Here is a 26,282-nt window from a genome sequence, read left to right as displayed (position 1 = left end):
CTCCTCATTCCTGAAATGAAATGTTCTCCTATACTATTCCCTTAAGATTTCTGTTTCATAATGGAGATGTTTTCATATTAGGCAGAGAAAAAGAGCAGACCTTTAGATCCGCCCTTTTATATTAATGAGTAAATTTGATAGCTTGTTCGATTTCAGTTTCTCCAGCTAGCATTTCAAACGTTTTTCCTATCGTAGCTTCTTCGTTTAGACATTCTACAAGCACGGCTGCTACATCTGCTCGGGGAATCGTCTGAGATTTATCTTCAATATCATTATTGATATCAATTTTCCCAGTAGCTTGATCATTCGATAAAGTTCCTGGTCGTACAATTGTATACTGTAGATTAGACTGCTTTAAGTATTCATCCGCTATCGCTTTCGCACGCAGGTAAAGCTGTAAGCCTTCTGGTCCTTGTTCAGGTGCATCTGTTCCCATTGAACTTAACATAACAAAGCGCTTTGCACCTTGATTTTTTGCTTCATCAATGATATTTTTAGCGCCGTTTTGATCCACAGCGATTGTTTTTTCGTCTCCCGTATGTCCTCCAGAACCTGCTGCAAATATGACAGCGTCCATACCTTTTAAAGCATCTGAAACATCTTGCTCCAAGTCACCAAGCACAACGTTGGCACCCAGCTTCTTTAACGCGTCTGCTTGCTTTTCGTCGCGAATCATCGCATAAGCTTCGTGATGCTTGCTGTTTGCAACTTTTTCTACCACTTGTTTTCCCGTTGTTCCGTTTGCTCCAACAACTAATACTTTCATCATAAATCACCTTTCGTTCTGTTTAGTATACAGTTGATGTTCCCACAATTAATTCCCTTTAAACAAAAAACCCCTTCTGCTATTCTCAGAAAGGGTTTTTCTCTTAAGCTAAAATGGCTTGCAGCAAAGCTTTTTGTACATGCATACGATTTCCAGCCTGCTGAAAAACAACAGAATTTGGTCCGTCAATAACGCTTGCTGTTACTTCTTCTTCACGATGCGCAGGCAAACAGTGCAGAAATAAATAGTCTGACTTAGCATAGGAAGCTAGTTCTTCATTTACTTGATAAGGAGCAAATATTTTCAAGCGTTGCTGTGCTTCTTCTTCCTGTCCCATACTTGTCCATACGTCTGCATAAATAGCATCGGCATTTTTCACAGCTTCTATAGGATCTTTTGTAATCGTAACCTTCGCACCTGTTGTAGCAGCTATTTCATGAACATAAGCTGTTACAAAGTCTTTTGGCTCATATCCATCAGGGCATCCAATTGAAATATCTATCCCCATTTTTGCACAGGCAATCATTAACGAATGCGCTACATTATTTCCGTCTCCAACATACGCTACTTTTAGCCCTTCAAATGATTTCTTGTGCTCGTAGATCGTTAATAAATCAGCTAGAGCCTGACAAGGATGATAATCATCTGTCAAACCATTAATAACGGGAATGGATGCGTAATCTGCAAGCTCTTCGATCTTGCTGTGTTCAAACGTACGAATCATTATAGCATCGATGAATTCAGATAGTACGCGTGCTGTATCAGCAATCGTTTCTCCGCGTCCAATCTGTAAATCTTGGCTGCTTAAAAAGAGGGCGTTTCCTCCAAGCTGCATCATTCCCGCTTCAAATGAGACTCTTGTTCTTGTTGAAGATTTTTCAAAAATGAGCCCCAGCGTTTTTCCTTTTAACGATGTTACGATTTCACCATTTTTATGCTTTTCTTTCAGTTCAATGGCGCTTTCTAAAAGTGACATAATATCGTCTGATGATAAATCTTTAAGTGTAAGCAAATCTTTTCCTTTTAAATTCGTATTTACCGAGACTGTACTCATGATACTGTCACTTCCTTTTTAGTTTTTTGAAACCATTCTTGCAGTGATGAAACGTGATATTCATCGACTTGGAACGATTGGAAAAATAGCGAAGCCGTTTCTGCCTCCGTCATAACCATTAAACCGTGTTTTAATGCTGACATACGGCTTTCTTTATCTTCAGGCTGTAAACTTACATATAATAAAGCTTCTTTCGTTTTCACCCATTCACTAACTTCTTTATCTTTAACAAGAGTTAATCCCGCGCTTTGCGCAAGCTCTTCAAGGCCCTGCGCCTCTCCGTTGATATACACTTCTGCAGCACCTTTTTTACTTAACACATACTGATGGAATACTTTTTTTGCTGCTTCTTCAATCGTTGAAGAAATCGCAATTCCTTCACCAGTTGACTTCATTTCTGGTCCAACAAGTGGATCAACTCCTGATAATTTACTTGTCGAAAACACTGGAAACTTGATAGTTGTGTAAGCCGGATCCGGCAATAAACCTAGCTTTTCACTAATTTCCGACAATGATTTCCCAAGCAATATTTGAGTTGATAGCGAAACAAGCGGCGTGTTGCACACTTTGCTTACTACAGGCACTGTACGGCTGGCACGCGGATTAACTTCCAGCATGTAGACTTCATCGTTGTAAATAACATATTGGATATTCATAATCCCTTTATATTGAAGTTTGTTTACAATTTTTTGAGCGTAGCTCACCATTTTTTCTTTATGCGCTGCTTTTACTGTTTTTGCTGGTAAAAGCGCATAGCTGTCTCCTGAATGAACGCCGGCTTTTTCAATATGTTCAACGATTGTCGGAATCAACACATCTTTTCCATCTGCTACCACGTCAACTTCTGCTTCTTTTCCCGGGAAGTAAGCATCAATAAGCATTGGGAAATGAGACGCTTTAATAGCCGGTAAACAAGCCTGCAGCTCCGTTTCGTTTTGAATTGTCAGCATTCCTTTTCCGCCAATCACGTAAGAAGGACGAATAAGTAATGGGAAGCCCATATCTTTTGCTTTTTTTACAAGTTCTTTCGCGTCCTTCGCCATTTCACCTGGGATATGCGGAATATCACAGTCATCTAAGAGCTTATAAAACAGGTCACGATCTTCAAGTGCATCAATGACATCATTTGTAATCCCTAGTAAATTAACGCCAGCTTCTTCTAGACCTTTAACAAGCGAAATAGCCGTTTGACCTCCGTATTGAACAATTACATCCGTCACATTTTCAGCATCAAGAACATTTAATACGTCCTCTACTGTTACAGGTTCAAAATATAAGCGATCTGCTACTTCAAAATCTGTACTTACCGTTTCTGGATTATTGTTAATTAAAATCGTTTCGTATCCTTCTTTTTCAAGAGCTAGCACACCGTGTACAGAGCTGTAGTCGAACTCTACTCCTTGCCCGATACGAATTGGTCCAGAACCGATAATCGCAACTTTTTTATTCGTTGATGGTTCAATCTCACTTTCGCCGTAGTAACTAGAGTAGAAATACGCCGTTGAAGATTCAAACTCCGCTGCACATGTATCCACCATTTTATAGCTTGGCGTAATATGTAGTGCTTTACGTTTCGCTCTTACCTCAAGTTCTGGCACATTCCATAGGTCTGCTAGATACGCATCTGTAAAACCATGTTCCTTCACTTGCTTGAATTGTTCAGCTGTAATCGAATCAAAACGTACTTCTTTTAAAGATGCTTCCATTTTAATCAGCTGTGCAAAGTGTGTTAAATAGAAATAATCAATTTGTGTTACTTCATGGATATACTCAGGCGTTGTGCCGCGGCGTAAAAGCTCAAGGATAACAAAAATACGCTCCTCGCTTTGTTCGCCTAGCCTGCTTTTTAATTCATCCGTTGAAAGTTCTTGCAGTTCTTCTACTTCTAATCCTTGTAAGTCAATTTCTAAAGAAGATAATGCTTTTTGGAAGCTACGTGTAAAGTTACGGTCAATAGCCATTACTTCTCCAGTTGCTTTCATTTGCGTACCAAGCGTTCTTTCAGCGTAGAAAAACTTGTCAAACGGCCATCTTGGAAATTTCACTACTACATAGTCAAGAGCAGGTTCAAAGCTTGCATACGTGTCTCCTGTCACAGGATTTAATAATTCATGAAGCGTGTAGCCTACCGATAGCTTTGCAGCAATTTTGGCAATCGGATAGCCAGTTGCTTTTGATGCAAGAGCAGACGAACGGCTCACACGCGGATTTACTTCAATTAAATAGTACTGCTTGCTTTTTGGATCAAGCGCAAACTGAATGTTGCAACCCCCAATAATGCCAAGCGATGAAATAATTTTAACTGAAGCAGAGCGAAGCATTTGATATTCCACGTCTGTTAGTGTTTGAGAAGGAGCAACGACCACCGAATCTCCAGTATGGACGCCTACGGGATCGATGTTCTCCATATTACAAATTGTGATGCACGTATTGTTTACGTCACGCATAACCTCGTACTCAACCTCTTTAAATCCGGCGATGCTTTTTTCAATTAAGCACTGAGTAATAGCACTTTCACGCAAACCTGACGCTGAAAGCTTTTCAAGCTCTTCCATAGAATGAGCAATTCCTCCGCCCGTTCCGCCTAGCGTATAAGCAGGACGTACAATAACAGGAAAACCAATTTTCTTGGCAAAAGCTAACGCTTCTTCTACTTTTGTAACAACTTCACTTTCCGGCACCGGTTCATTCAGTTCATTCATCAATGCGCGGAACTCTTCACGACTTTCACCTTTTTTGATTGATTCAATCGGCGTTCCTAAAAGTTTCACATCATATTTTGGCAAAATGTTTTGTTCATGAAGCTCAAGTGCTAAGTTTAAACCCGTCTGTCCACCTAATGTTGCTAACAAACCGTCCGGCTTTTCTTTTGCAATAATTTTCTCTACGCAGTCTACTGTTAATGGTTCAAAATAGATTCGGTCTGCTACGTGAGTGTCCGTCATAATTGTAGCTGGATTATTATTGATTAAGATAACTTCATAACCTTCTTCTTTTAATGACAAGCATGCCTGAGTTCCTGAATAATCAAATTCTGCTGCTTGCCCGATTACGATTGGTCCTGATCCGATTACTAAAATCTTTTTTAACGTTTGGTCTTTAGGCATATACTTTTCCGCTCCCTACTTGCTGTACTTTCGTCATAAATTCATCAAAGATATACGTGCTGTCACTTGGTCCAGGATGTGCTTCTGGATGATATTGAACCGACATAACAGGAAGGTCTTTATGCATTAAACCTTCAACCGATCCGTCATTCACATTTTTAAATCGAACGTTTAATGGCGTAGACGTAATCGTCTGTTCATCTACGACATAGCTATGGTTTTGAGACGTCATACACACTTTGTTATTCGTTAAATCAATTACAGGCTGATTAGCTCCTCGGTGACCGAACGCCAGCTTTTTGGTTTGTGCCCCAAAAGCAAGCCCAATTAACTGATGTCCAAAGCAAATTCCCAAAGTTGGATACGATGAAATAATTTCTTTTAATTCATCCAGCTGACTGCTCACTTGGGTTGGATCTCCAGGTCCGTTTGATAAGACAATGCCATCCGGCTGCAGCTCTTTTACTTTTGAAGAGCTTGTAGAATAAGGAACAACTGTTACTTTGCAGCCTCGATTTAACAGCTCTTGTAAAATTGATTTTTTATAGCCAAAGTCCATTAATACAACGTGTTTTTCACCGTTCCCGTAAGTAACAGGCTCTTTTGTTGATACTTCTTTTACTACATATCCATCGCATTCAGCAGTAAATGCTGGTGGTTCAGCAGATGTCGAAAAGGCAGATTGCATCGTACCTTCTTTTCGAATTCGTTTTACGACCGCTCTCGTATCCACATGTGTAATAAGCGGAATGTTCCATTTCTTTAAATATTGTTTAAAGCTGTACATCGCTTCGTAATGGAACCCTTCATCTGAACATTCGTATACGACAACGCCTGCTACGTGAGGCTTTTTGCTTTCATAATCTTTTTCATTGATACCATAGTTCCCAATCAAAGGGTACGTAAAGACGATAATTTGATCTTTGTAAGATGGATCAGTCACAACTTCTTGATAACCAGTCATTCCAGTAAAGAAAACAATTTCTCCTTCTGCCTGGTGCGTTGCTGTATGTTCAATGTGTCCGGCGAACGAATCGCCGTTTGCTAAGTGTAAATATCCGTTCATTGTGCATCCCTCTTCGAATAATTATTTATAAAACAGAATTTTTATACAAACATATTCAAAAAAATTTGTATTATGAAGTAATTTTTGTTTGGCTAAACGCTTCTTCAATGATATGAATCGCTTGGTCCAACTCTTCTTTTGTTACAGTTAAAGGCGGCAGCAATCGTACTACATGCGGTCCTGCTCCCAGTGCTAGCAATCCTTTTTCACGCATAGCTGCAAGCAATGCTGACTGATGTTCTCCGCATTCAATTCCAATCATAAAACCTTTTCCACGAACATCGGTTACAAATGAATAATCTGCTACGCTATTTTTCAAAGCATTGGTAAAATAAAGGCTTTTTTCTGTAACCTCTGCCAAAAATGCTTCATTAAAAATAATGTTTAAGGTTGCTTTGGCTGAAGCTAGTGCAATTGGGTTTCCTCCAAAGGTTGTTCCGTGAGTACCAGGTCCAAATGCTTCTTTGAGATAGCCTTTGCCAATCATCGCACCAACCGGCATTCCGCTTCCTAATCCTTTAGCTGCTGTAATAATATCTGGTGAAACGTTAAAATGCTGATAAGCAAATGGTTTTCCAGTTCTGCCGATTCCAGTTTGCACTTCGTCAACTATAAACAGTGCTTCGTGCTTTTTACATAGCTCTTGAATGGTTAATAAAAATGCTTCGGTTCCTGGAACCACTCCGCCTTCTCCTTGAATGACTTCAACCATAATTGCTGCTACGCTGTCGTCCATTTCTTGTTTTAATGCTTCTTCATCATTGTATGGCACGTAAACAAACTCATTAACAAGAGGACCGAAGCCATCATGAATTTTTGCCTGCCCTGTAGCTGTCATTGTAGCAAATGTACGTCCATGAAATGATTTTGTAAACGTAATAATTTTGTGTTTTTGTGTGTACTTGCGCGCTAATTTAATCGCCGCTTCGTTGGCTTCTGCACCGCTGTTACAGAAAAATACTGCATCACCGTTTGAGCGTTCCACAAGCTTACCTGCTACGTCTTCTTGAATCGATTGATGAAATAAATTTGACACGTGCCACACTTTATTTAACTGCTCTTCGACCGCTTTTTGAACATCAGGATGACGATGACCTACGTTACAAACAGCGATACCTGAAATAAAATCTAAATACTCATTTCCTTTGTTATCTATTAATTTTGTTCCTTGCGCCTCTTCCACATGGATATCAAACCGTTGATATGTTGGAAACAATGAACTCATCGCTATCTTCTCCACCTTTTCCACTATATTTAATTGCTGTACCAATCAGCTTTCCTTCCTTATCTAAAAATCCATCAGTTCCGCTAATAATATGAACTTCTTCAAGCAAAGGAGATAACGCATTTACCGCTGATGTTACTTTCGGAATCATTCCGCCATAAATTACTTTTTCTTCAATAAGTGCATCAATCTCTGACTTTGTAAGCTCAGGAAGCAATGCTCCATCCTTTAACACACCTTTTACATCCGTTACAAACATCAGCTTTTCAGCATTTACTGCTTGTGCAACGGCTCCGGCTGCCACGTCAGCATTAATATTATAGCTATTACCTTCTTCATCTGCTCCAATGGAAGAAACAACTGGAATATACTTACTGTCAGTTAGTTGTTTTAATAATGTATCGTTTACGCCTTTTACTTCTCCAACGTAACCTAGACGTTCCACATCAATTGCCTCTGCTTTAAGCAATAATCCATCAATTCCTGATAGTCCTACCGCTTTTAAGTTCGATTTTTGTAGATCTTTTACAAGCTGCTTATTAACCTTGCCTGCTAATACCATCGTCACAACTTCTAATGCTTCTTTGGACGTTTTTCGAAGCCCATCTACAAATTCCGTTTCAATGTGAAGTTTGGTAAGCGTATCTTGAATATCAGGTCCGCCTCCGTGCACAACAATGATCTGATATCCATTTGCTTTTAACTGCTGAATGCTTTCAAAAAAAGCGCTTGTTAACTGGTTGACAATGCTGCCTCCGCATTTTACAACGACGATTTTTTCATTGCTCATTTCACTCTCTCCTTACGTTCGATAACTGGCATTGATTTTGACATAATCGTAAGTCAAATCGCAGCCCCACGCTTTGCCGATCCCGCTTCCCTGCTGTAAGTCCACATAGACTTCGACCGTATCATTTTCTAAATAAGCCTTTGCCTCTTCTTCACTAAATGAAACAGGCTGACTGTTTTCTAACATCTGGATATTGCCTAACGAAACGTTCACTGTTTCTGGATTAAGCGCTACTCCGCTGTATCCAACTGAACAAATAATTCGTCCCCAATTAGCATCGGCTCCATACATGGCCGTTTTCACTAGGTTCGAGCCCACAATTTGTTTAGCAATCACATTTGCTTCTTCGTTTGTATGAGCACCAGATACGTTTACTTCAATTAGTTTTGTTGCTCCTTCACCGTCGCGTGCAATTTGTTTGGCTAAATCTTCACACGTCAAGCGCAGTGCTTCATAAAACGAATTCCATTCAGGATGATCTGGTGTAAGCGACTGGTGATCAGCTTTTCCATTTGCTAAAACAACAACCATATCGTTGGTGGACGTATCACCATCCACTGTAATTTGATTAAAGCTTTTATTTGTAATAGAACCTAGCGCATCTTGTAGCACTGAAGCTTCAACCTTAGCATCCGTTGTGATAAAGCTAAGCATCGTAGCCATATTTGGGTGAATCATGCCTGATCCTTTCGCTGTGCCGCCAATGGTGACTACTTTGCCGTCAATTTTTGTTTCATAGCAAGCTGATTTCATCACTGTATCTGTTGTTAAAATAGCCGTTTGAAATTCTTCTGCTTTTTCTTTGTTCGACGAGGGACTTAACAACCCAATGCCTTTCACGATTTTTTCCATATCTAGAAGCTCTCCAATTACGCCTGTAGAAGCTACCGCTACATGATGAGGTAGGATATTAAGCTTTTTTGCACATGTATTTCGCATTTGGTATGCATCTTTTAATCCTTGTTCTCCAGTACATGCATTTGCACATGCGCTGTTCACAACGATCGCTTGCAGCTTCTGCTCCACCGCTACACTTTCTTTTGTAACAGCTAAAGGCGCCGCTTGGAAGGCGTTAAGCGTGTAAACAGCTGCGCAATTAGCTGGCACATCGCTTACAATAACTCCTAAATCTTTTTTAGCATAACGTAAACCAGCGTGAACGCCGTCTGCTGAAAAACCTAGCGGCGTTACAATTGTACCGTTCTCTATTTTCTTTATCTTTTCTTTCGTTTGTTTAACCGTAATCACTATACGTTCCCTCCTGCTTTTATCGTGATTAGTGATGCTGTTGACTTTATGGGAAGACAGGCAGTAGCCCGATACCCGCTTGCTGTTCAAATCCCATCATGATATTGGCATTTTGAATGGCCTGGCCGGCTGCCCCTTTAACTAAGTTATCAATGACAGAAACAATCGTGACACGCTTTGTTCGTTCGTCAAATGCAACACCGATATCGCAATAATTTGATGCACTTACTTCTTTAGTAGACGGAAATTCACCAGCTTTTCGAACGCGAACGAACGGGGAGTTTTGATATGTATCTACATATAGCTGATGAAGCTCTTGTACTGAGCTTTCTTCAGAAAGTTCAGCGTATATTGTACTCATAATCCCTCGCGTCATTGGAACTAAGTGCGTACTGAACGTAACGTGGCCAATTTCTTCATCCCACTTTTCTAAAATAGATTCGATTTCTGGGATATGCTGATGTTGATTAACTTTGTATATTTTCATATTTTCATTGATTTCAGCATAATGAGCCATTTGCGAAAGACCGCGTCCTGCTCCTGAGATCCCGGACTTTGCATCAATGATAATAGAGTTTGATTTCACCATTTGTTTACTAACAAGGGGAGCTAACCCAAGCAGTGTAGCTGTTGGATAACAACCCGGATTCGCAACGAACGTACTGCTTTCAACTTCGTCTGCAAACCATTCTGATAATCCATACACAGACTGATGCAAAAATATTCCATCCGCAGCAGGCTTTTTGTACCATTTTTCATAAAGCGCTTCTGTTTTTAATCTAAAATCTCCAGATAGATCTACCACTTTTATTCCTTCTTCTATTAATTGAGGTACAAGTTTGCTAGAAACACCGGACGGAGTTGCTGTAAACACTAAATCTAATTCTTCAGCCATCTTCTTAGGGTTTATATCTTGCAGTGTATATACAGTATTAGAAAGGTGAGGATAAACTTCTGCTAGTTCCATCCCATCCTGAGAGGATGAATAAACTGCATAAACATGAAAATGTGGGTGATTCGCTAACAAACGAATCAGTTCTACTCCTCCATACCCTGTTGCTCCAACAATTCCTACCTTGTATTCTTTCATTTTAAAACTCCTTTTTCCACGTATCTATTTGAATTATTTATCATTATAATACCGTATAAAAATAAAATCAAATGAATATTTAAAAAATCCAACACTTTATTCTATATTTTTAAACATTTTTATTTATTCATAAGTTTTTATTTTTATAACTATCTTTCTATTTTTGTTTAGAAATTGTTCACAGATAGTTTTGGAAAACACTGGTTGTTTTTGTGTATAATAAGAATATCGATAAAATCATCCGTATGACATTTTTTTATACGGCTAGTGGACGTACAGCATATACAGACTGTTCTAACTTAATAGATTAATAAGTAGCAGTCGCAAAAATTTTAATTAAAAGGTGATAACATGATGAACATCACAACGGATTCTTTTTCGAATGAGCTGCAGCAATTTTTTATGAGCTTTGATCATAAAATTTCGTTTAAAAAAGGTGACTTTCTCTTTCAAGAAGGTTCGACTTCAACTCATTTATTTTTTATTACATCAGGGGCCGTGCAAGTAGGTAAAGTGACACCGGAAGGACGCGAGCTGACGCTTCAGCTGGCGAGTTCAGGAGACTTAGTCGGGGAAGTCATGCTGTTTTGCGGATCTACTCCCCATATGCTTCAAGCAAAAGCTATTGAACCTTGTACGGCAATCAGTATTCAAAAACGGGTGTTAGAAAACGAACTAGCACAATACCCTGCTCTTTCTATGGAGTACATGAAGTGGATGGGACTACAAATTAAACGAATGCAGACAAAATTTAGAGACTTAATTCTAAATGGAAAAAAAGGTGCTCTCTATTCTACTCTGATCCGCATGTCTAATAGCTTTGGAGTAATGAAGCCAGATGGTATTTTATTAAACGTAACGTTGACCAATCAAGAAATCGCCAATCTATGCGGGACATCTCGAGAAGTGGTCAATCGCATGCTCGCTGAGTTGCGAAAAAACGAAGTGATTTCAATGGCAGATGGAAAAATCATCATTCATAAGCTTTCTTTTTTAAAGAAAGAAATAGACTGTGAGGACTGCCCTGTGGAATTGTGCAGAATTGAATAAGAAAAAAAGCCATCGTTGATGGCTTTTTTCTTATTGAACACCTAATGCAATTTTAGCGTAGCGCGTCATGCGATCTTTATCCCATGGCGGATTAAATGTGATATTCACTTCTACATTTTCTACTTCTTCAAGCGAAATTAATTGTTTTTTCACTTGTTCGCCAATCACACCAGCCAGCGGGCAGCCGATAGAAGTTAACGTCATCGTCACGATAACCGTGTTGTTTTCTTCCATTTCTACACCGTACACTAAGCCTAAATTTACGATATCAACGCCAAGCTCTGGATCAATTACTTCTTCTAGTGATTCCATGATTTTATCTTCTAACTGTTTATCCATATTCATTCTCCTTTCTTTCACTTCCGTAATTATCTTCACGTATTAAATATACCCTTAAACAATTTATCGTAAGCAATCAATAACTATGTCTTACACCGTAACAAGACAGCTTTTGCATGTCAATCGTTCTGCTTTGCTCCTAAGGAAAAGTTGTGTAAAATATGGGAATACAAGCATGAATATTAGTAGAATTCAATATAATCGTATAACTACTTCAATTTAAAAGGAGCCCTATATGAGAAACGATCAACACTTAATCGCCTTAGATCTGGATGGAACATTGTTAACGAATGAAAAAACCATTTCACCTACAACGAAACGGGTATTAGAAAAAGCCAAACAAGAAGGACATATTGTAATGATTGCAACTGGAAGACCTTATCGTTCCAGTGCTATGTATTACAGCGAATTAGATTTATCCACGCCTATCGTAAACTTTAACGGAGCGCTTGTCCATCACCCCCTTCAGCCTGATTTCGGCACGCATCACGAACCTTTAAACCGCCGCACTGTCCATGACATTGTGACAGCTATGCAAGACTATCGCATCAACAATATCATGGCAGAAGTACAAGATGATGTGTATCTTCATTTTGAAGATCGAAAATTAATGGATGTACTTAGCCTAGGGGATCCTAAATTACAAACGGGTGATTTGCGTCATACGCTGCAGCACGATCCAACGTCTATTTTAATTCACGCAGATGAAGAACATGTACAAGATATACGCTCTCACCTTTCAGATGTTCATGCAGAAGTACTAGAACATAGACGCTGGGGAGCACCTTGGCATGTCGTTGAAATTGTAAAAAAAGGACTTAATAAAGCTGTAGGTCTTGAGCGCGTAGCTAATCATTATCAAATTCCACGCGAACGAATTATTGCGTTTGGCGATGAAGACAATGATTTTGAAATGATTAAATTTGCAGGACACGGTATCGCCATGGAAAATGGTATTAGCGAATTAAAACAGCTAGCGCGTGAAGTAACAAAATCGAATGAAAATGATGGTATTGCTTATTATTTGGAAAAAACGTTAAATTTATAACTTAGCTTTTTTTGAAAAGCAAGGTAAATTTTTATCGCTATCATTTTTTTTATTTAGTACACACTATAACCGACACTTCTTAAGGTGTCGGTTTTATTTATATTACGAGGAGGAATTTATGATGGGCAGAGGCAATCGATCAAAACGTTTTGTGAAACAAGGTGCAGACGCAGTTCAAAAACATGATGAACGAATTCCTTATCATATGACTATGGCAGAGGCAGAAGCATTTCAAGCTCAGCAGCGCCAAACTCCTCATGGAGGACAGTAACTTATGAAAAATTCACTTTTTGGTCAAGTAAAAGATGCGATTCGAAATGCAGTATCCGGCCATTCAGAAGATCAGCTTCACCGTCAAAAGCACGGCAACGGTGAACTTGATATTTCAGAAGGTGTATTAAATAGCATTGCTTCTAACGCTTCTCCTGAGGAGCAAGAGCAGCTGAAGCAATTCCAAAACTCATTGCATCAAGCGTACGATACAGATGGAGAATCACATTCACAAGAGAAAAGCGCAGACATTACGTCTGATACGCTGTCTCATATCGTTCAGAATGCTTCTTCCGAAGAGAAGGCACAGCTTGAACAGCTTCAAAACACTTTAGAAGGCGGTCAGTCTCACGCTCACGGTAAAGCTCACACGTCCAGTGAAAGCGTAGCAGCTGATATATTATCTCATGCACAGCAAAATGCTTCTCCTGAAGAAAAGAGCCAGCTTGAACAGCTTCAAAGCACTTTAGAAGGCGGTCAGTCTCATGCTCACGGTGAAGCTCACACGTCTAGTAAAAATGTAGCAGCTGATATGCTGTCTCATGCACAGCAAAGCGCTTCTCCTGAAGAACAAGCTCAGCTTCAGCAGCTTCAGAATACATTGGGAGCTGCTGGTCAAAATCATCAAACGTCTCAGGCTCATACGTCTGCAGCTTCGGGTGAAAACATTGCAGCTGATATGCTGTCTCATGCGCAGCAAAATGCTTCTCCTGAAGAACAAGCTCAGCTTCAAGAACTTTCTAATGACTTAAAAGGTACACATTAATACAAAAGGTCCAGGTAATTAATACCTGGACCTTTTTTAATCCTTGCGAAACAAACCAAAGATTCCCGTTGTCTGAACGATATTGGTAAATGCTTTAGGATCTACCTCTTTAATCACTCGTTCCAAGTCATATAATTCATATCTGGTCAAAACAATCATCAGCATTTCTTTATCTTCATTTGTAAAGCCGCCTTTAGCCGGTACCGCCGTAATCCCTCGCACGAGTTTGGCGTGAATCGCCTTTCTTAGCTCCACTCCTTTTTTTGTTACGATCATTGCTGTGAGTTTGACATGACGCGTATGAATAACATCAATGACGCGAGTAGTTGTATAAAGCGTCACAAGCGTATAGAGTGACTTCTCAGCACCATATAAAAGACCTGCTAGCACGATAATAATTGCGTTTAATATGAACATATAAGTGCCAATTGGTCGGTCTTTTACTCGAGACAAAATCAGGGCAATAATATCGAGCCCACCAGTTGAAGCTCCAAATTTTAATGTAATCCCTACCCCTACCGCTAAAATAACGCCTCCAAAAACTGCGTTAAGGATGATGTCTTTAGAAAGTGCTTGAATAGGAATAATTCCAAGAAACAAAGTTGTTGCAGCAACGCTGATAAAGCTGTAAACAGTAAATGACTTCCCAACTTTTTTCCACCCTAAAATAGTTACAGGAATATTTAACAACAACAACAACACTCCCGTGGAAATAGTAAAAGGGGTGTAATCTGTCACGATACTCGAAACAAGCTGCGCTACTCCTGTAAAGCCGCTCGAATATACATTAGCAGGTATCAAAAACAAGTTGAGCGCAAGCGCATTCAATAATGCTCCTACCAAGACGACTATCGCTTTTTTTGTTTCAAGCCACATATTCAAATGACCGACCTCCGCTTTTTTAAAACTTCTTACTCTCCTATACCCATTTATAAAATGAATAAAGTCAGCATCTTTAAAATAGTTAGTACATATAGTATGTACGATTTGGCAGAATTAAAAAAACTTATTCAAAAATTGTATTTTCCTCAAAGTGCTTATACACTAATACTATATCGTATATAACGCTTCTCAATGTTTATACATCAAATTCATTTAATATTTTATAAATGCAATTAGGAAGGTGACATTTATGTCAATTAAACTTTTAACCGATAGTGCAAGCGATTTGCCTTTATCCTTTTTTCAAGAAAATAACGTTGGCTTTTTACCACTTCGCGTAAGCCTGGATAATCAAGAATTTTTAGATCTACAAACGATTGAGCCAGCTTCTGTCTACGAAGCTATCCGTAAAGGCAAGATGCCAAAAACATCTCAAGCGGCTCCAACTACTATGTATGAAGTCTTTGAAGACATAGCTAAATCAGGTGATTCGTGCGTTTATTTAGCTTTTTCTTCAGAATTATCCGGTACATATCAAACAGCAATGATGATTCGAGAAGAACTCCTAGAAAAGTATCCCGATTTTCAATTAGAGATAATCGATACGAAATGTGCATCTCTTGGCCAAGGAGTAGTTACTTATTATGCAGCACAATTACTACAACAAAACCTCTCACTAATAGAGATGACAGAAAAAATAAAACAATACGCGCTGCATATGGAACATATTTTTACGGTCGATGACTTAGATTTTCTTGCTCAAGGAGGACGCGTGAGCAAAGCTTCTGCTTTTGTAGGAGGTCTGCTTAATATTAAGCCGCTGCTTCATGTGGAAGATGGAAAATTGATTCCAATCGAAAAAATCCGCGGCCGTAAAAAAGTATTTAAGCGCATGCTTGATGTAATGGAAGAGCGAGGAAAAAACCTCTCTTCTCAAACCATTGGAATTAGCCATGGAGATGATTTAGAAACAGCTCTTCAGCTGAAAGAGATGATTCAAGAACGTTTTGGAACTAAACATTTTATCATTAATATTATTGGTGCAGCCATAGGTTCTCACTCTGGCCCAGGGACGATTGCAGTCTTCTTTTTGAACGAAAACATCGAATAATTTAAAGAGGTCAGGGCATTCTAAAGGTACGACCAAAAAGGGGTGTATCACGATGCCAAAAACGAGCGATAACGATAAAAAAGCAAAAGATAATAACGCAAAGCTTCACGAAAAGAATCTGCAAGCTAAGCATAACCGTGAGCTTGGAAAACATTCATTTTCTAAAAAAACTGATCACTTATAAAAAGAAGCCGCTGAATTTTCAGCGGCTTCTCCTTTTAGTTTTCTTCTTTTTTAAAATATGTCCATCCTTCTTCTTGATAAACTTTTCCTTCTTTCATCAGTTTACCAAGCGCACGTTTGAACGCAGCTTTACTCATATTAAAGCGCTCACGAATATCTTCCGGATAGCTTTTATCCCAAAATGGCATAACGCCACCGCGGCTTTCCATGTAATCGTATAGTACTTGTGCATCTTCATCCATGCTTTCTTGCTTGCGCGGAAGAAGCGATACGTTTAGCGTTCCGTCTTCTTTTACATTAATTACGCGGCCTGTTACATATGTACCAAGCTTTGGTTCTTTGCGTCTCTCGCTTTCATGAATAAATCCAACATATCCTTCATCTGTCATAATAAATGAACCTACGCGCAGTACGCGATAGATGTATCCGCTCACTTCACGATTAAAAAGTTCGGGCGGAGCATCTAATGCCATTGCTTTCATCACATCATCTGTAGCAATTTTTCCGTACATCTTACCACGCTTTGAAATCTTCATTGTACAGTAAACCTTGTTTCCGACTTCTGGCCACAGATCTTCTAGCGCAGGTAAGTCTGTTGAACCAATTAACATATCTTTGTTCATGCCGATATTTACAAACACGCCCAAACCTGGATTAACATCTACGACCTCGACCCACTCATAAACACCTTCTTCAACAAGAGGTAAGTGCATCGTTGCCGTTAAACGGTCATGCTGATCAAGGTATAGAAAAACTTCTACTTCTTCTCCTTCAGCAAGTTCTCTTGTTGTTTCATTTTTATGTAGCAAAATTTCTTCTTCACCTTCTGCTAACATATAACCAATCGGCGTTTCCCGGTTTACTGTTAAATACGCTTTCATCCCAGCTTCTACATTCATCGTTCTATCCATCCTTTATATAAATTAGTAGTGACTATTCCGTCACCACATACCTTCTCCCTTTGCATCGAACAGCATTTTAAATTTCAAATCAACTTAAATGCATGCATTGTTTAAAAAAGCTGCTTCTATAGCTTACAACAAAAAGCATAACTTGTATTGTATCAATTACCGGCTCTCTATTCAATATCAGTTGTATACAGTTTGTGTTTTATTTATAATAAAAGAACAAACTCTTTACATATGGAGGTTATTATGGCTAAAGATAGTTCATTTGACATTGTGTCACAAGTCGATTTATCAGAGGTAACAAACGGCATTACCATGGCAACAAAAGAAATTAAAACCCGCTACGATTTTAAAGGCAGTAAAAGCGAAATCTCACTTGAAAACGAAGAGCTTGTTCTTATTTCTGATGATGAATTTAAGCTTGAACAGTTAAAAGACGTACTGATCTCCAAGCTTATTAAACGCGGCGTACCTACACGCAATATCTCATATGGAAAAATTGAGAACGCCTCTGGAGGAACGGTTAGACAACGTGCCAAGCTAATTCAAGGTATCGACAAAGACAACGCTAAAAAGCTAAATACAATTATTAAAAATACCGGTTTAAAAGTAAAAAGCCAGATTCAAGATGATCAACTTCGCGTAAGCGGTAAAAATCGTGATGACCTGCAGCAAATTATTTCAGCTATTCGCAGCGCTGATTTACCTATTGACGTACAATTTATTAATTACCGCTAAAAAATGGATGCCACGGCATTCATTTTTTCTTTTAAAGCCTTTTTTTATTCATTCAGACTTATTCCTATGCATAGATACACTTTCTTAACAAATACTAGTATACGCTTACATACTCATATTAATTAAGGAGTGTATACTAATGAATCAAAATCAAAAACAAAACTTCCCTCCTCAGCATCAGCAAACTCAGCCAGGTATTGAAAAAGATATGCATCCAATCCCTACCTCTATCGCTCCAGATTATAAGGCAAGCGGAAAATTACAGAACAAGGTAGCTGTTATCACCGGAGGAGACAGCGGTATCGGACGTTCTGTCGCTTATCATTACGCTAAAGAAGGCGCAAATGTTGTCATAACCTACCTTAATGAACACGATGATGCAAATGAAACCAAAAAACAAGTTGAACGAATGGAAGCTTCTTGTTTATTGCTTGCTGGCGATATAGGAGATGAGCATTTTTGTCAAGAAGTCGTCTCAAAGGCGATTCAGACTTTCGGAAAAATAGACATCTTAGTCAATAATGCAGCTGAACAGCATCCTCAAAAAAGTATTACGGATATTACGACTGAACAGCTTACTCGTACGTTTCAAACGAATATTTTTTCAATTTTTTATCTGACCAAAGCTGCATTGCCTCATTTAAAACAAGGAAGCGCTATTATTAATACAACGTCTGTGACAGCTTACCATGGACATGATCAGCTGATTGATTACTCTTCAACCAAAGGTGCTATCGTTGCTTTTACACGTTCTTTATCAGCTTCGCTCGCAACAAAAGGCATTCGCGTAAACGCCGTAGCTCCGGGACCCATTTGGACACCTCTTATTCCGTCTACGTTCGACGAACAGCAAGTTGCGACATTTGGGTCTAATACACCTATGAAACGGGCAGGACAGCCTTCTGAGCTCGGACCGGCCTATGTATACTTGGCAAGCTCTGATTCTTCTTATATGTCCGGGCAAGTTCTGCACATTAATGGGGGATCCATTGTAAACGGATAACATTTCTCTTCGGTCATTCATTTATTTTTATGTGGAAACACTATCAGAATTCAGCTATTTTTGTTTAAATAGAGATATGAACACCGCTAAAGGAGAGTATTTGAATGACCGATACATTAAGCACTCTTAAACATATATACGAAACCATTTTAAATAAAGTCGATGCCGGTATCCACGCGGTCGATGAAACAGGAAAAACTATTATTTATAATGAAAAGATGACAAAGATGGAGCTGATGGATGAACAAGACGTTTTACATAAAAACTTGTTAGATGTGTTTATGTTCAAAGAAAATCAGCAAAGCACGCTTGTACAGGCGCTGCAAAAAGGAAAAGAAACGGTTAACGTCAAGCAAACGTATTTCAACAATCAAGGACAAGAAATCACGACGATTAATAATACCTTCCCTATTTTAAAAGACGGGGTCATTCAAGGAGCGGTTGAAATTGCTCAGGACGTGACGAAACTAGAGCGTCTAATCCGGCAAAACATTAGGCAAAAAGGAAACACACGCTTTACGTTTGATAGCATCATCGGAAACAGTCAAGCGGTTCATGATGTGATTGAAGACGCCAAGCGCGCTACTAGAACTCCTTCTTATGTCTTAATTATTGGAGAAACAGGCACGGGAAAAGAACTGTTTGCTCAAAGCATACATAATGGCAGCAGCCGCTCTTCTGCGCCTTTTATTTCACAAAACTGTGCTGCGCTACCGGATAATTTAATTGAAAGCCTTTTGTTCGGTACGAAACGCGGAGCTTTTACAGGTGCAATGGATAATCCTGGTCTTTTCGAACAAGCGCAAGGAGGCACATTACTGCTAGATGAAATCAACTCGTTAAACCCAAATCTTCAGGCTAAGCTTCTTCGAGTGCTGCAGGAAAAAACCGTACGAAGAATTGGGGATACAGTGGACAAACCGGTTAACGTTCGAGTGATCGCGAACATGAATGAAGATCCAATCGATGCAATTGCAGAAAACCGATTACGCAAAGACTTATATTATCGACTTGGCGTCGTGACGCTTTTTATTCCTCCTCTTCGTGAACGAAAAGAAGATATTATTGAATTAACAAAGTTTTTCATCAAAAAATACAATGATTTGTTTCAGATGAATGTAAAAACCGTAGATCACCAAGTCATGTCTTCTTTTCTCTCTTATGACTGGCCAGGGAACGTACGGGAATTAGAACACATTATTGAAGGTGCAATGAACTTGGTAATGGACGAAGATGTTATTCACTATTCTCACCTTCCTTTCCAATACAGAACGAAGTTCCAGCTAAAGCAGCATGAACATTTTGAAAATAAAGCAAGCAGTGACGCACCTTCTTATCCAAGCGCTTTTCACCCTTCTCTTCCTTTAAAGGAACAGCTGTTAGCGTTCGAAGCAGAATGTATTAAACAAACGCTTGAACAACACAGCCACAACATCTCAAAAAGTGCTAAAATACTAGGGCTGACCAGACAAAGCTTGCAATATCGTATGAAACGATTAAACATCCGCTCTAAATAAAAAAGAAGTGCACAGTGCACTTCTTTTTTATTTTGCTTTATAAACCGGTGAATCCGATTGTTTTTGATCAATATTTTTCTTGATTCCTACGTGATAATACACGTAGAGTACAATGATTAAAGGGACACCACAGTAAAGACCAATTCGTTGATCCGGAATAAAAATTAAGCTGATTAATACAAGTCCATACAAACAAAAACCTAGAATAGGAACGAATGGATAAAGTGGCGTTTTAAATTTCAATTCCTTTATGTCTCCTCCTTCCGCTAAAAAACGACGGCGGAACATAAATTGAGAGGCACAAATGGACATCCAAACAATAATGGTTACCATTCCTGAAATCGAAATAAACCAAAGATATACGGTTTCAGCAGCCACGACACTTGTAATCAACGAGCACCCTGAAATAATCATTGTCACAATTAATGCGTTAATTGGAACACCTTTTGTAGATAATTTCTTCAAAGGTTTTGGCCCCATATTGCTGTTTGACAGTGACCAAAGCATACGAGAAGCAGCATAAACGCCGGAGTTCGCCACTGATAGAACGGCTGTTAAAATGACAAAGTTCATGATATCCGCTGCGTATGGAATGCCAATTTGATCTAATACGGCAACAAACGGACTTTCAATGACGCCTGCTGTTTTGTATGGCAGAATAGAGACTAAAACAAACATAGCTAATACAAAGAAAAACAGCGTTCTCCAAATGACGTTTCGAATAGATCTCGGCAACGTTTTCTCAGGACTTTCACTTTCTCCTGCTGCAATGCCGACAAGCTCCGTTCCTTGAAACGAAAAGTTAACCGTTACTAAAGTCAATAAAACTGCCAGTATTCCATTTGGAAAAAGACCTGCGCCTTGGGTGAAATGTGAAAGAAACGGGGCGGGTTCTCCTCCCTTGAAATCGATAAAACCAAAAACAGCAGCTCCTCCAATTAAAATAAATAGAATAATAGCCGTAACTTTAATACTCGAAAACCAAAACTCAGTTTCAGCATAGCTTCGAGCAGAAAGAGCGTTAATTAAAAATGTAATGACACCAAAAATCAAGCACCATGACCATATAGGTACATCAGGAAACCACCTCTGCATTAAAATTCCTGCTGACGTAAATTCAAGCCCCGTCGTATTTGCCCAGCTGAACCAGTACAGCCATCCAATCATAAAGCCTGTAGAAGGTCCTAAAAACCTTGTAGCGTATTCTTGAAAGGAACCTGAAACCGGCATTGCTACCGCTAGCTCTCCTAAACAAAGCATAACTAAGTACATGAGGAAGCCGCCTATTATATATGCAAGAATGGCTCCTCCCGGCCCTGCCTGGCTAATAGTAAAACCCGAACCTAAAAATAGGCCTGTTCCAATTACGCCTCCTAACGCAATCATAAATAAATGTCTGCTTTTCATTGTTCTCTGTAATTGGTTTTGTTCTGTATGTCTATTCATCGGTACCTCCGTTCTTCATTTTCTTATATGTGGTTTGTACAAGCATGCCTACTTTTTAGCATCTGAACGGTTGTTTCTTGAATCAACTTAGGAAGAACTCCGAACGAATAAGGCTTATACACTCGCTCTGTCCACTTATGTCCGTCTTTCCCATATACTCCTATATTGATGGACGGAATATTTAACTCTCGAATTTCACGGAAAGGAATCGCCCCTGCAATCCCCCACCCCGGAAAGTTACGTGTAAAAGCATCGATTTCCTCATCTGTCTCATGAAGAGATAAAAAGCTGCCATCCGCTAGGTAGGGAAAAAATTTTTTAAAGTGAAACGTCTCTCCCGTCTGTTTTCCAACCTTCTCCACAGCTGCTTGCAAGGGATAAAGAAGCTGCTGATCTCTGCTTTCGTCTTTCTTCAAGTGATTATGAGGCAAGTAAGGCGGTGCAAAAAAGACAATTACGCGCGGACTTTGATGCGGATCTAACTTTTGAAGTTCTTCAATTACTTTAAAGCACCTTGTTCTAAGTTCTAAATGCGCATACTGTTCGAAAGCTCGTTCAATACAAGCCTGAGCATTTATCCCTTTTTGATCCAATTCTTCCAGGTAATCTTCCAAACTCACAACATCCACTTTCCAAGACAAGTTTCGCTTTGGTAAATTCGTTCTCTGAACAAAAAGTTCGTAATAATCAGAAAGTTTTTTCTCCACTTTTTCACATGCTTCGATTGATAATCCAATTAATTGACTCATCACTTCTTTTGCCGTTCGTTCATAGATGAAATAGTTAAAATACAAATGACTGCTTACAGCAGTTTGCACATTATAAGCCTCTTTATTATCTCGTTGATACAGACAGGAAGGTGGCAGTACCAGCTCTCCTTCAATATTTTCAGTTAGATTAATATTGTTATGGATGCTTCCTGTGATCTCAGATGCAATCAAATTAGGATCTATACCAGCAAGCGTATCTCCTACGTGTACCTCCCTTCCGTAAATATAAAAACATGGAAGCAGTTTCCCAGCAGCTCCTGTATAAATATAGCGCGTGGAATCTCCATCGTAAAGAGGTGTAATAAAGTCGGTATTAATCGCTGCTACATATGAAAGATTTTTTTCTTTTTTCAAACGGTTCAGTTCAGAAACGGCAGAAATAATTCCAGCATGCTGACTTTCCTCATCTGGGTTGACCATAAAAAGGACGTTTCCTTCTAATTTATTTGGATGCTTAGTAAAATGCAGCACATTGGCTAAATGTACAGCAATTCCACTTTGCATATCAACGGCTCCTCTTCCAAACATCCATTCACCTGAGCGAGCATCTCGCTGTACATCTTCATTAATGTTATGCGTAGAGAAATAGCGCTGAAGTTCTTCTGGATCTAATGCTATGTCTTTTAATGGACCAAAATCTTCAATGCCAACCGTATCTAAGTGAGCGTGATAAATCATTGTTTGAGCATTTTTTTTGCTGCCTTGAATAAAAGCAAATACATTTTTTCTACCTAGCGTATCGCCATTAATTTTCTGTTCCCAAACGTGGAGGGGATTTTCTTTGAAATAAGGAAAACTTTGAAGCGTGTTTTTAATGAAATCAGCAATCTTTACTTCGCCGCTTGTCCCATTGATACTTTTGATTTTCACTAACGTTTTTGTTAAACATTCAACTTGCTCTTCCATGCTTAGCTGTGAGAGTTGGATATACACTTCTATTCCTCCTGCCTATCAAATAAAAACGTCATTTAGCTGCATATGAATAAAAATAGTACGATATATACATATCGTACTATTTTTATTTATTTTAAACCGATTACTCAGCAAATACTTTTTCAATTCGTTCAATTGCCCAGTCTAACTCTTCTTTTGAAATCGTTAGCGGCGGAGCAAAACGAATAACCGTACTGTGCGTTTCTTTACAAAGCAAACCTTGGTCTTTTAATTTTTCACAATAAGGACGAGCTTCTTCGTGTAATTCTACCCCAATGAATAGACCTCGGCCGCGCACTTCTTTAATAACTGGATTGCTTAAGCTTTGGAGCTTCTGCTTGAAATAAGAACCTAATTCTAATGAACGCGCTGGAAGTTCTTCATCTTCAATTACTTCCAAAGCAGCTAATGATACGGCACAAGCAAGCGGGTTTCCTCCAAATGTTGAACCATGAGAGCCAGGGTTAAAGACACTTAAAATGTCTTCATTAGCAACTACGCAAGAAATAGGGAAAACTCCTCCTCCAAGCGCTTTACCTAAAATCAGCATATCTGGTTCTACACCTTCCCAATCACAAGCAAACATTTTGCCTGTACGCGCTAAGCCAACTTGGATTTCATCAGCAATAAAGAGCACATTATGTTCTTTACATAAATCAGCTGCAGCTTTTAAGAAGCCTTCTGGAGGTAAAACGATACCTGCTTCACCTTGAATTGGCTCAATTAAAAATGCGGCTGTATTTGGTGTAATAGCAGCTTTTAACGCTTCTAAATCACCATAAGGAATGGTTTGAAGCCCTGGAAGCATCGGTCCAAAACCACGTTGATATTCTGCTTCAGACGATAAGGAAACAGCTGTCATTGTACGACCGTGGAAGTTGCCCACACATGCGATGATTTGTGCTTGATTTTCAACAACGCCTTTCACATCGTAAGCCCAGCGGCGTGCAGCTTTAATGGCTGTTTCCACCGCTTCTGCTCCCGTATTCATTGGAAGAGCCATATTTTTATTTGTTAATTTACAAATCTTTTCATACCATGGACCAAGCTGATCATTATGAAACGCTCGTGACGTTAACGTTACTTTATCAGCTTGACGTTTTAATGCTTCAATAATTTTTGGATGACGATGTCCTTGGTTAACAGCGGAATAAGCACTTAGCATATCCATATATTTATTATTTTCTGGATCGTGTACCCATACGCCTTCTGCCTTTTCAATTACAATCGGCAGCGGATGATAGTTGTGTGCCCCAAATTTTTCTGTTTGCTCAATGATTTTCACCGTTTTTTGTGTTTCAGTTGTCATATTTACTCCTCCTTATTTTCTAATTAGAATGTTTCAGATGTTGTTTTTGCTTGCATGTGAAGAACAAGATAATCCGGTCCGCCTGCTTTTGAATCCGTTCCTGACATATTAAATCCGCCAAAAGGCTGGTAACCAACAATCGCTCCTGTACATCCTCTGTTAAAATACAGATTTCCAACATGGAACTCTTCACGAGCGCGCTCAATATGCTCGCGGTTGTTTGATAATAAAGCGCCTGTTAATGCATATTCTGTATTGTTTGCAATCTCCATCATATGATCAAAATCTCGCGCTTTAGAGAATGCTACTACCGGACCAAAAATTTCTTCTTGCATGAGACGAGCTTTTTCATCTACATCCGCAAAAATAGTTGGCTGAATAAAGTATCCAGTTGAATTGTCTGCTTCTCCTCCCGCAACAAGCCGTCCTTCTTCTTTTCCAATTTCAATATACGATAATACTTTGTTATACGACGCCTCATGAATAACAGGTCCCATATAAGTTGAAACTTCTTCCGGGTTTCCAACGGTTAATGTTTTTGTTAGCGCAACTGCTTTTTCAAGCACTTCATCATACACCTCTTGATGCACAACAGCACGAGAACCAGCGGAGCACTTTTGCCCTGCAAAACCAAATGCAGAATATACAATTGAAGAAGCAGCTAAATCCAGATCCGCATCTTTGTCTACAACCACCGTATCTTTTCCGCCCATTTCAGCAATAACGCGTTTTAGCCATTTTTGGCCCGGCTGTACTTTTGCTGCTCTTTCGTAAATGCGGCAACCTACTGCGCGCGAGCCGGTAAACGAAACAAAACGTGTTTTTGGATGTTCAACTAAGTAGTCACCGATTTCAGGTGTAGCACCAGGAATAAAGTTTAATACGCCTTTCGGTAAACCTGCTTCTTCCATTACTTCTACAAATTTCGCTGCTACTACAGGAGTGGCATCAGCTGGCTTTAATAAAATCGTGTTGCCTGTTACGATAGCTGCTACTGCTGTTCCAGCCATGATAGCTAACGGGAAGTTAAATGGTGAAATAATAATACCTACGCCAAGCGGAATATAATTGTACTGATTATACTCACCGTCTCGACTCTGTACTGGAGAACCATCTTTTAACGTCAGGACTTGACGTGCATAGTACTCTAAAAAATCAATTGCTTCTGCTGTATCAGCATCTGCTTCGTTCCAAGGCTTTCCTGCTTCTTTTACAAGATAACTAGAAAATTCATGCTTTCTGCGACGGATGATGGCCGCTGCACGGAAAAGAATATCCGCGCGATGTTCTACTTTCCATTTTTTCCACGTTTCAAAAGCTTTTAAAGCTGAGTGCATCGCTTGCTCTGCTAGATCTTTATTTACTGTAGAGACATATCCAATCACTTCTTTTATATTCGCTGGGTTAACAGACGTAATTTTCTCTTCAGTTTCCACTTTTTCACCGTCGATCACAAGCGGGTACGTTTTGCCAAGCTGTGTATTTACATATGTTAATGCTTCTTGAAATTCCTTTTTATTGTTTTCGTCCTTAAAATTTGTAAATGGTTCATGAGAATAAGAAACTACCATGATATATACCTCCTAGTATGCAAATCTTTGTTTACTTTATAGTTATGCAAATAGCGTGCCAACTTTTAATAAAACTTTACGGCCTATTTGTC

The 26,282-nt window shown here is 39.2% G+C and carries 24 protein-coding genes; 9 read left to right on the top strand and 15 right to left on the bottom strand.

Translation table 11 applies throughout. The features are described 5' to 3' along the window. Positions 1–121: 121 nt before the first annotated feature. The 8 genes from OK414_RS03185 to argC form a co-directional block, all read right to left on the bottom strand. The gene (locus OK414_RS03185; protein WP_016763030.1) at positions 122–766 is read right to left on the bottom strand and encodes an SDR family oxidoreductase; all 645 of its coding nucleotides are present in this window, start codon (positions 764–766) and stop codon (positions 122–124) included. A 103-nt stretch (positions 767–869) separates the two neighbouring features. After that, positions 870–1,820 (bottom strand): ornithine carbamoyltransferase, encoded by a 951-nt coding sequence (gene argF / locus OK414_RS03180; RefSeq protein WP_034654407.1) that lies wholly within the window; start codon positions 1,818–1,820, stop codon positions 870–872. Further along, positions 1,817–4,927 (bottom strand): carbamoyl phosphate synthase large subunit, encoded by a 3,111-nt coding sequence (locus OK414_RS03175; protein ID WP_263045738.1) that lies wholly within the window; start codon positions 4,925–4,927, stop codon positions 1,817–1,819. Before OK414_RS03175 ends, argF begins: the two co-directional genes overlap by 4 nt. Then, complete coding sequence (locus OK414_RS03170) at positions 4,920–5,993, bottom strand: carbamoyl phosphate synthase small subunit (RefSeq protein WP_016763027.1); 1,074 nt, start codon at positions 5,991–5,993, stop codon at positions 4,920–4,922. The genes OK414_RS03175 and OK414_RS03170 overlap by 8 nt, the downstream gene beginning before the upstream one ends. A 70-nt stretch (positions 5,994–6,063) precedes the next feature. Further along, positions 6,064–7,218, bottom strand: a complete 1,155-nt coding sequence (locus tag OK414_RS03165; protein WP_016763026.1) for an acetylornithine transaminase — start codon at positions 7,216–7,218, stop codon at positions 6,064–6,066. Then, positions 7,184–8,008, bottom strand: a complete 825-nt coding sequence (gene argB / locus OK414_RS03160) for an acetylglutamate kinase (protein ID WP_013081733.1) — start codon at positions 8,006–8,008, stop codon at positions 7,184–7,186. Before argB ends, OK414_RS03165 begins: the two co-directional genes overlap by 35 nt. A 12-nt stretch (positions 8,009–8,020) precedes the next feature. Continuing rightward, positions 8,021–9,256 (bottom strand): bifunctional ornithine acetyltransferase/N-acetylglutamate synthase, encoded by a 1,236-nt coding sequence (argJ, locus tag OK414_RS03155; protein WP_034654411.1) that lies wholly within the window; start codon positions 9,254–9,256, stop codon positions 8,021–8,023. A gap of 46 nt (positions 9,257–9,302) precedes the next feature. Continuing rightward, a complete protein-coding gene (gene argC, locus OK414_RS03150; RefSeq protein WP_047931018.1) occupies positions 9,303–10,346 on the bottom strand; it encodes an N-acetyl-gamma-glutamyl-phosphate reductase in 1,044 nt (347 codons plus the stop codon). Positions 10,347–10,697: 351 nt separating this feature from the next. Between argC and OK414_RS03145 the strand changes: the two genes are divergently transcribed. Then, positions 10,698–11,396 (top strand): Crp/Fnr family transcriptional regulator, encoded by a 699-nt coding sequence (locus tag OK414_RS03145; protein WP_047931019.1) that lies wholly within the window; start codon positions 10,698–10,700, stop codon positions 11,394–11,396. 30 nt (positions 11,397–11,426) lie between these two features. On the opposite strand, the gene OK414_RS03140 is transcribed toward OK414_RS03145, so the two are convergent. Beyond that, positions 11,427–11,735 carry a metal-sulfur cluster assembly factor gene (locus OK414_RS03140; protein ID WP_013055384.1) on the bottom strand — a complete coding sequence of 103 codons (309 nt, stop codon included), beginning with the start codon at positions 11,733–11,735 and terminating at the stop codon, positions 11,427–11,429. Between the two features lie 235 nt (positions 11,736–11,970). Between OK414_RS03140 and OK414_RS03135 the strand changes: the two genes are divergently transcribed. From OK414_RS03135 to OK414_RS03125, 3 genes are all read left to right on the top strand, one after another. Then, positions 11,971–12,783, top strand: coding sequence for a Cof-type HAD-IIB family hydrolase (locus OK414_RS03135; RefSeq protein ID WP_013055383.1), 813 nt, complete (start codon positions 11,971–11,973; stop codon positions 12,781–12,783). A gap of 118 nt (positions 12,784–12,901) precedes the next feature. Further along, the gene (locus tag OK414_RS03130) at positions 12,902–13,054 is read left to right on the top strand and encodes a hypothetical protein (protein WP_013055382.1); all 153 of its coding nucleotides are present in this window, start codon (positions 12,902–12,904) and stop codon (positions 13,052–13,054) included. Positions 13,055–13,057: 3 nt separating this feature from the next. Beyond that, positions 13,058–13,819, top strand: a complete 762-nt coding sequence (locus OK414_RS03125; RefSeq protein WP_128821176.1) for a DUF3813 family protein — start codon at positions 13,058–13,060, stop codon at positions 13,817–13,819. A gap of 36 nt (positions 13,820–13,855) precedes the next feature. On the opposite strand, the gene OK414_RS03120 is transcribed toward OK414_RS03125, so the two are convergent. Next, entirely contained in the window at positions 13,856–14,695 is an 840-nt protein-coding gene (locus tag OK414_RS03120) for a YitT family protein (RefSeq protein WP_034655312.1), read from the bottom strand. A 256-nt stretch (positions 14,696–14,951) separates the two neighbouring features. On the opposite strand from OK414_RS03120, the gene OK414_RS03115 reads away from it, so the two are divergent. Continuing rightward, positions 14,952–15,812 (top strand): DegV family protein, encoded by an 861-nt coding sequence (locus tag OK414_RS03115; protein WP_034654417.1) that lies wholly within the window; start codon positions 14,952–14,954, stop codon positions 15,810–15,812. Positions 15,813–15,864: 52 nt separating this feature from the next. Next, the gene (locus OK414_RS03110) at positions 15,865–15,996 is read left to right on the top strand and encodes a DUF3941 domain-containing protein (protein ID WP_013055378.1); all 132 of its coding nucleotides are present in this window, start codon (positions 15,865–15,867) and stop codon (positions 15,994–15,996) included. 34 nt (positions 15,997–16,030) lie between these two features. Here the strand turns inward: OK414_RS03110 and OK414_RS03105 are convergent, their stop codons facing one another. Then, complete coding sequence (locus OK414_RS03105) at positions 16,031–16,894, bottom strand: S1 RNA-binding domain-containing protein (protein ID WP_013055377.1); 864 nt, start codon at positions 16,892–16,894, stop codon at positions 16,031–16,033. A gap of 255 nt (positions 16,895–17,149) precedes the next feature. On the opposite strand from OK414_RS03105, the gene OK414_RS03100 reads away from it, so the two are divergent. The 3 genes from OK414_RS03100 (at position 17,150) to OK414_RS03090 (ending at position 20,161) form a co-directional block, all read left to right on the top strand. Further along, positions 17,150–17,641 (top strand): YajQ family cyclic di-GMP-binding protein, encoded by a 492-nt coding sequence (locus OK414_RS03100; protein WP_013055376.1) that lies wholly within the window; start codon positions 17,150–17,152, stop codon positions 17,639–17,641. A gap of 139 nt (positions 17,642–17,780) precedes the next feature. Then, the gene (locus OK414_RS03095) at positions 17,781–18,644 is read left to right on the top strand and encodes an SDR family oxidoreductase (protein WP_263045739.1); all 864 of its coding nucleotides are present in this window, start codon (positions 17,781–17,783) and stop codon (positions 18,642–18,644) included. A 104-nt stretch (positions 18,645–18,748) separates the two neighbouring features. Continuing rightward, positions 18,749–20,161: a sigma-54 interaction domain-containing protein gene (locus OK414_RS03090; RefSeq protein WP_028407442.1), complete on the top strand. Its 1,413-nt coding sequence runs from the start codon at positions 18,749–18,751 to the stop codon at positions 20,159–20,161. Positions 20,162–20,188: 27 nt separating this feature from the next. On the opposite strand, the gene OK414_RS03085 is transcribed toward OK414_RS03090, so the two are convergent. The 4 genes from OK414_RS03085 to pruA form a co-directional block, all read right to left on the bottom strand. Then, positions 20,189–21,607, bottom strand: coding sequence for an amino acid permease (locus tag OK414_RS03085; protein WP_034654420.1), 1,419 nt, complete (start codon positions 21,605–21,607; stop codon positions 20,189–20,191). A 23-nt stretch (positions 21,608–21,630) separates the two neighbouring features. After that, positions 21,631–23,310, bottom strand: a complete 1,680-nt coding sequence (locus tag OK414_RS03080) for a M20/M25/M40 family metallo-hydrolase (protein WP_221786847.1) — start codon at positions 23,308–23,310, stop codon at positions 21,631–21,633. Between the two features lie 103 nt (positions 23,311–23,413). Continuing rightward, positions 23,414–24,619: an ornithine--oxo-acid transaminase gene (locus tag OK414_RS03075; protein ID WP_047931023.1), complete on the bottom strand. Its 1,206-nt coding sequence runs from the start codon at positions 24,617–24,619 to the stop codon at positions 23,414–23,416. A 23-nt stretch (positions 24,620–24,642) separates the two neighbouring features. Further along, entirely contained in the window at positions 24,643–26,190 is a 1,548-nt protein-coding gene (gene pruA, locus OK414_RS03070; RefSeq protein WP_263045740.1) for an L-glutamate gamma-semialdehyde dehydrogenase, read from the bottom strand. Positions 26,191–26,282 lie beyond the last annotated feature (92 nt).

The organism is Priestia sp. JV24 (assembly GCF_025910025.1).
Classification (GTDB): Bacteria; Bacillota; Bacilli; order Bacillales; family Bacillaceae_H; genus Priestia; species Priestia megaterium.
Note: the sequence above shows the minus strand (reverse complement) of the source record. Positions and strands in the feature narration are given on the sequence as shown.

Bases quoted from the DNA above. Each gene is read 5' to 3' on its own strand.
- OK414_RS03185 (WP_016763030.1), bottom strand. From the start codon at position 766: ATGAAAGTATTAGTTGTTGGAGCAAACGGAACAACGGGAAAACAAGTG.
- argF (WP_034654407.1), bottom strand. From the start codon at position 1,820: ATGAGTACAGTCTCGGTAAATACGAATTTAAAAGGAAAAGATTTGCTT.
- OK414_RS03175 (WP_263045738.1), bottom strand. From the start codon at position 4,927: ATGCCTAAAGACCAAACGTTAAAAAAGATTTTAGTAATCGGATCAGGA.
- OK414_RS03170 (WP_016763027.1), bottom strand. From the start codon at position 5,993: ATGAACGGATATTTACACTTAGCAAACGGCGATTCGTTCGCCGGACAC.
- OK414_RS03165 (WP_016763026.1), bottom strand. From the start codon at position 7,218: ATGAGTTCATTGTTTCCAACATATCAACGGTTTGATATCCATGTGGAA.
- argB (WP_013081733.1), bottom strand. From the start codon at position 8,008: ATGAGCAATGAAAAAATCGTCGTTGTAAAATGCGGAGGCAGCATTGTC.
- argC (WP_047931018.1), bottom strand. From the start codon at position 10,346: ATGAAAGAATACAAGGTAGGAATTGTTGGAGCAACAGGGTATGGAGGA.
- OK414_RS03145 (WP_047931019.1), top strand. From the start codon at position 10,698: ATGATGAACATCACAACGGATTCTTTTTCGAATGAGCTGCAGCAATTT.
- OK414_RS03140 (WP_013055384.1), bottom strand. From the start codon at position 11,735: ATGGATAAACAGTTAGAAGATAAAATCATGGAATCACTAGAAGAAGTA.
- OK414_RS03135 (WP_013055383.1), top strand. From the start codon at position 11,971: ATGAGAAACGATCAACACTTAATCGCCTTAGATCTGGATGGAACATTG.
- OK414_RS03130 (WP_013055382.1), top strand. From the start codon at position 12,902: ATGATGGGCAGAGGCAATCGATCAAAACGTTTTGTGAAACAAGGTGCA.
- OK414_RS03125 (WP_128821176.1), top strand. From the start codon at position 13,058: ATGAAAAATTCACTTTTTGGTCAAGTAAAAGATGCGATTCGAAATGCA.
- OK414_RS03120 (WP_034655312.1), bottom strand. From the start codon at position 14,695: ATGTGGCTTGAAACAAAAAAAGCGATAGTCGTCTTGGTAGGAGCATTA.
- OK414_RS03115 (WP_034654417.1), top strand. From the start codon at position 14,952: ATGTCAATTAAACTTTTAACCGATAGTGCAAGCGATTTGCCTTTATCC.
- OK414_RS03110 (WP_013055378.1), top strand. From the start codon at position 15,865: ATGCCAAAAACGAGCGATAACGATAAAAAAGCAAAAGATAATAACGCA.
- OK414_RS03105 (WP_013055377.1), bottom strand. From the start codon at position 16,894: ATGAATGTAGAAGCTGGGATGAAAGCGTATTTAACAGTAAACCGGGAA.
- OK414_RS03100 (WP_013055376.1), top strand. From the start codon at position 17,150: ATGGCTAAAGATAGTTCATTTGACATTGTGTCACAAGTCGATTTATCA.
- OK414_RS03095 (WP_263045739.1), top strand. From the start codon at position 17,781: ATGAATCAAAATCAAAAACAAAACTTCCCTCCTCAGCATCAGCAAACT.
- OK414_RS03090 (WP_028407442.1), top strand. From the start codon at position 18,749: ATGACCGATACATTAAGCACTCTTAAACATATATACGAAACCATTTTA.
- OK414_RS03085 (WP_034654420.1), bottom strand. From the start codon at position 21,607: ATGAATAGACATACAGAACAAAACCAATTACAGAGAACAATGAAAAGC.
- OK414_RS03075 (WP_047931023.1), bottom strand. From the start codon at position 24,619: ATGACAACTGAAACACAAAAAACGGTGAAAATCATTGAGCAAACAGAA.
- pruA (WP_263045740.1), bottom strand. From the start codon at position 26,190: ATGGTAGTTTCTTATTCTCATGAACCATTTACAAATTTTAAGGACGAA.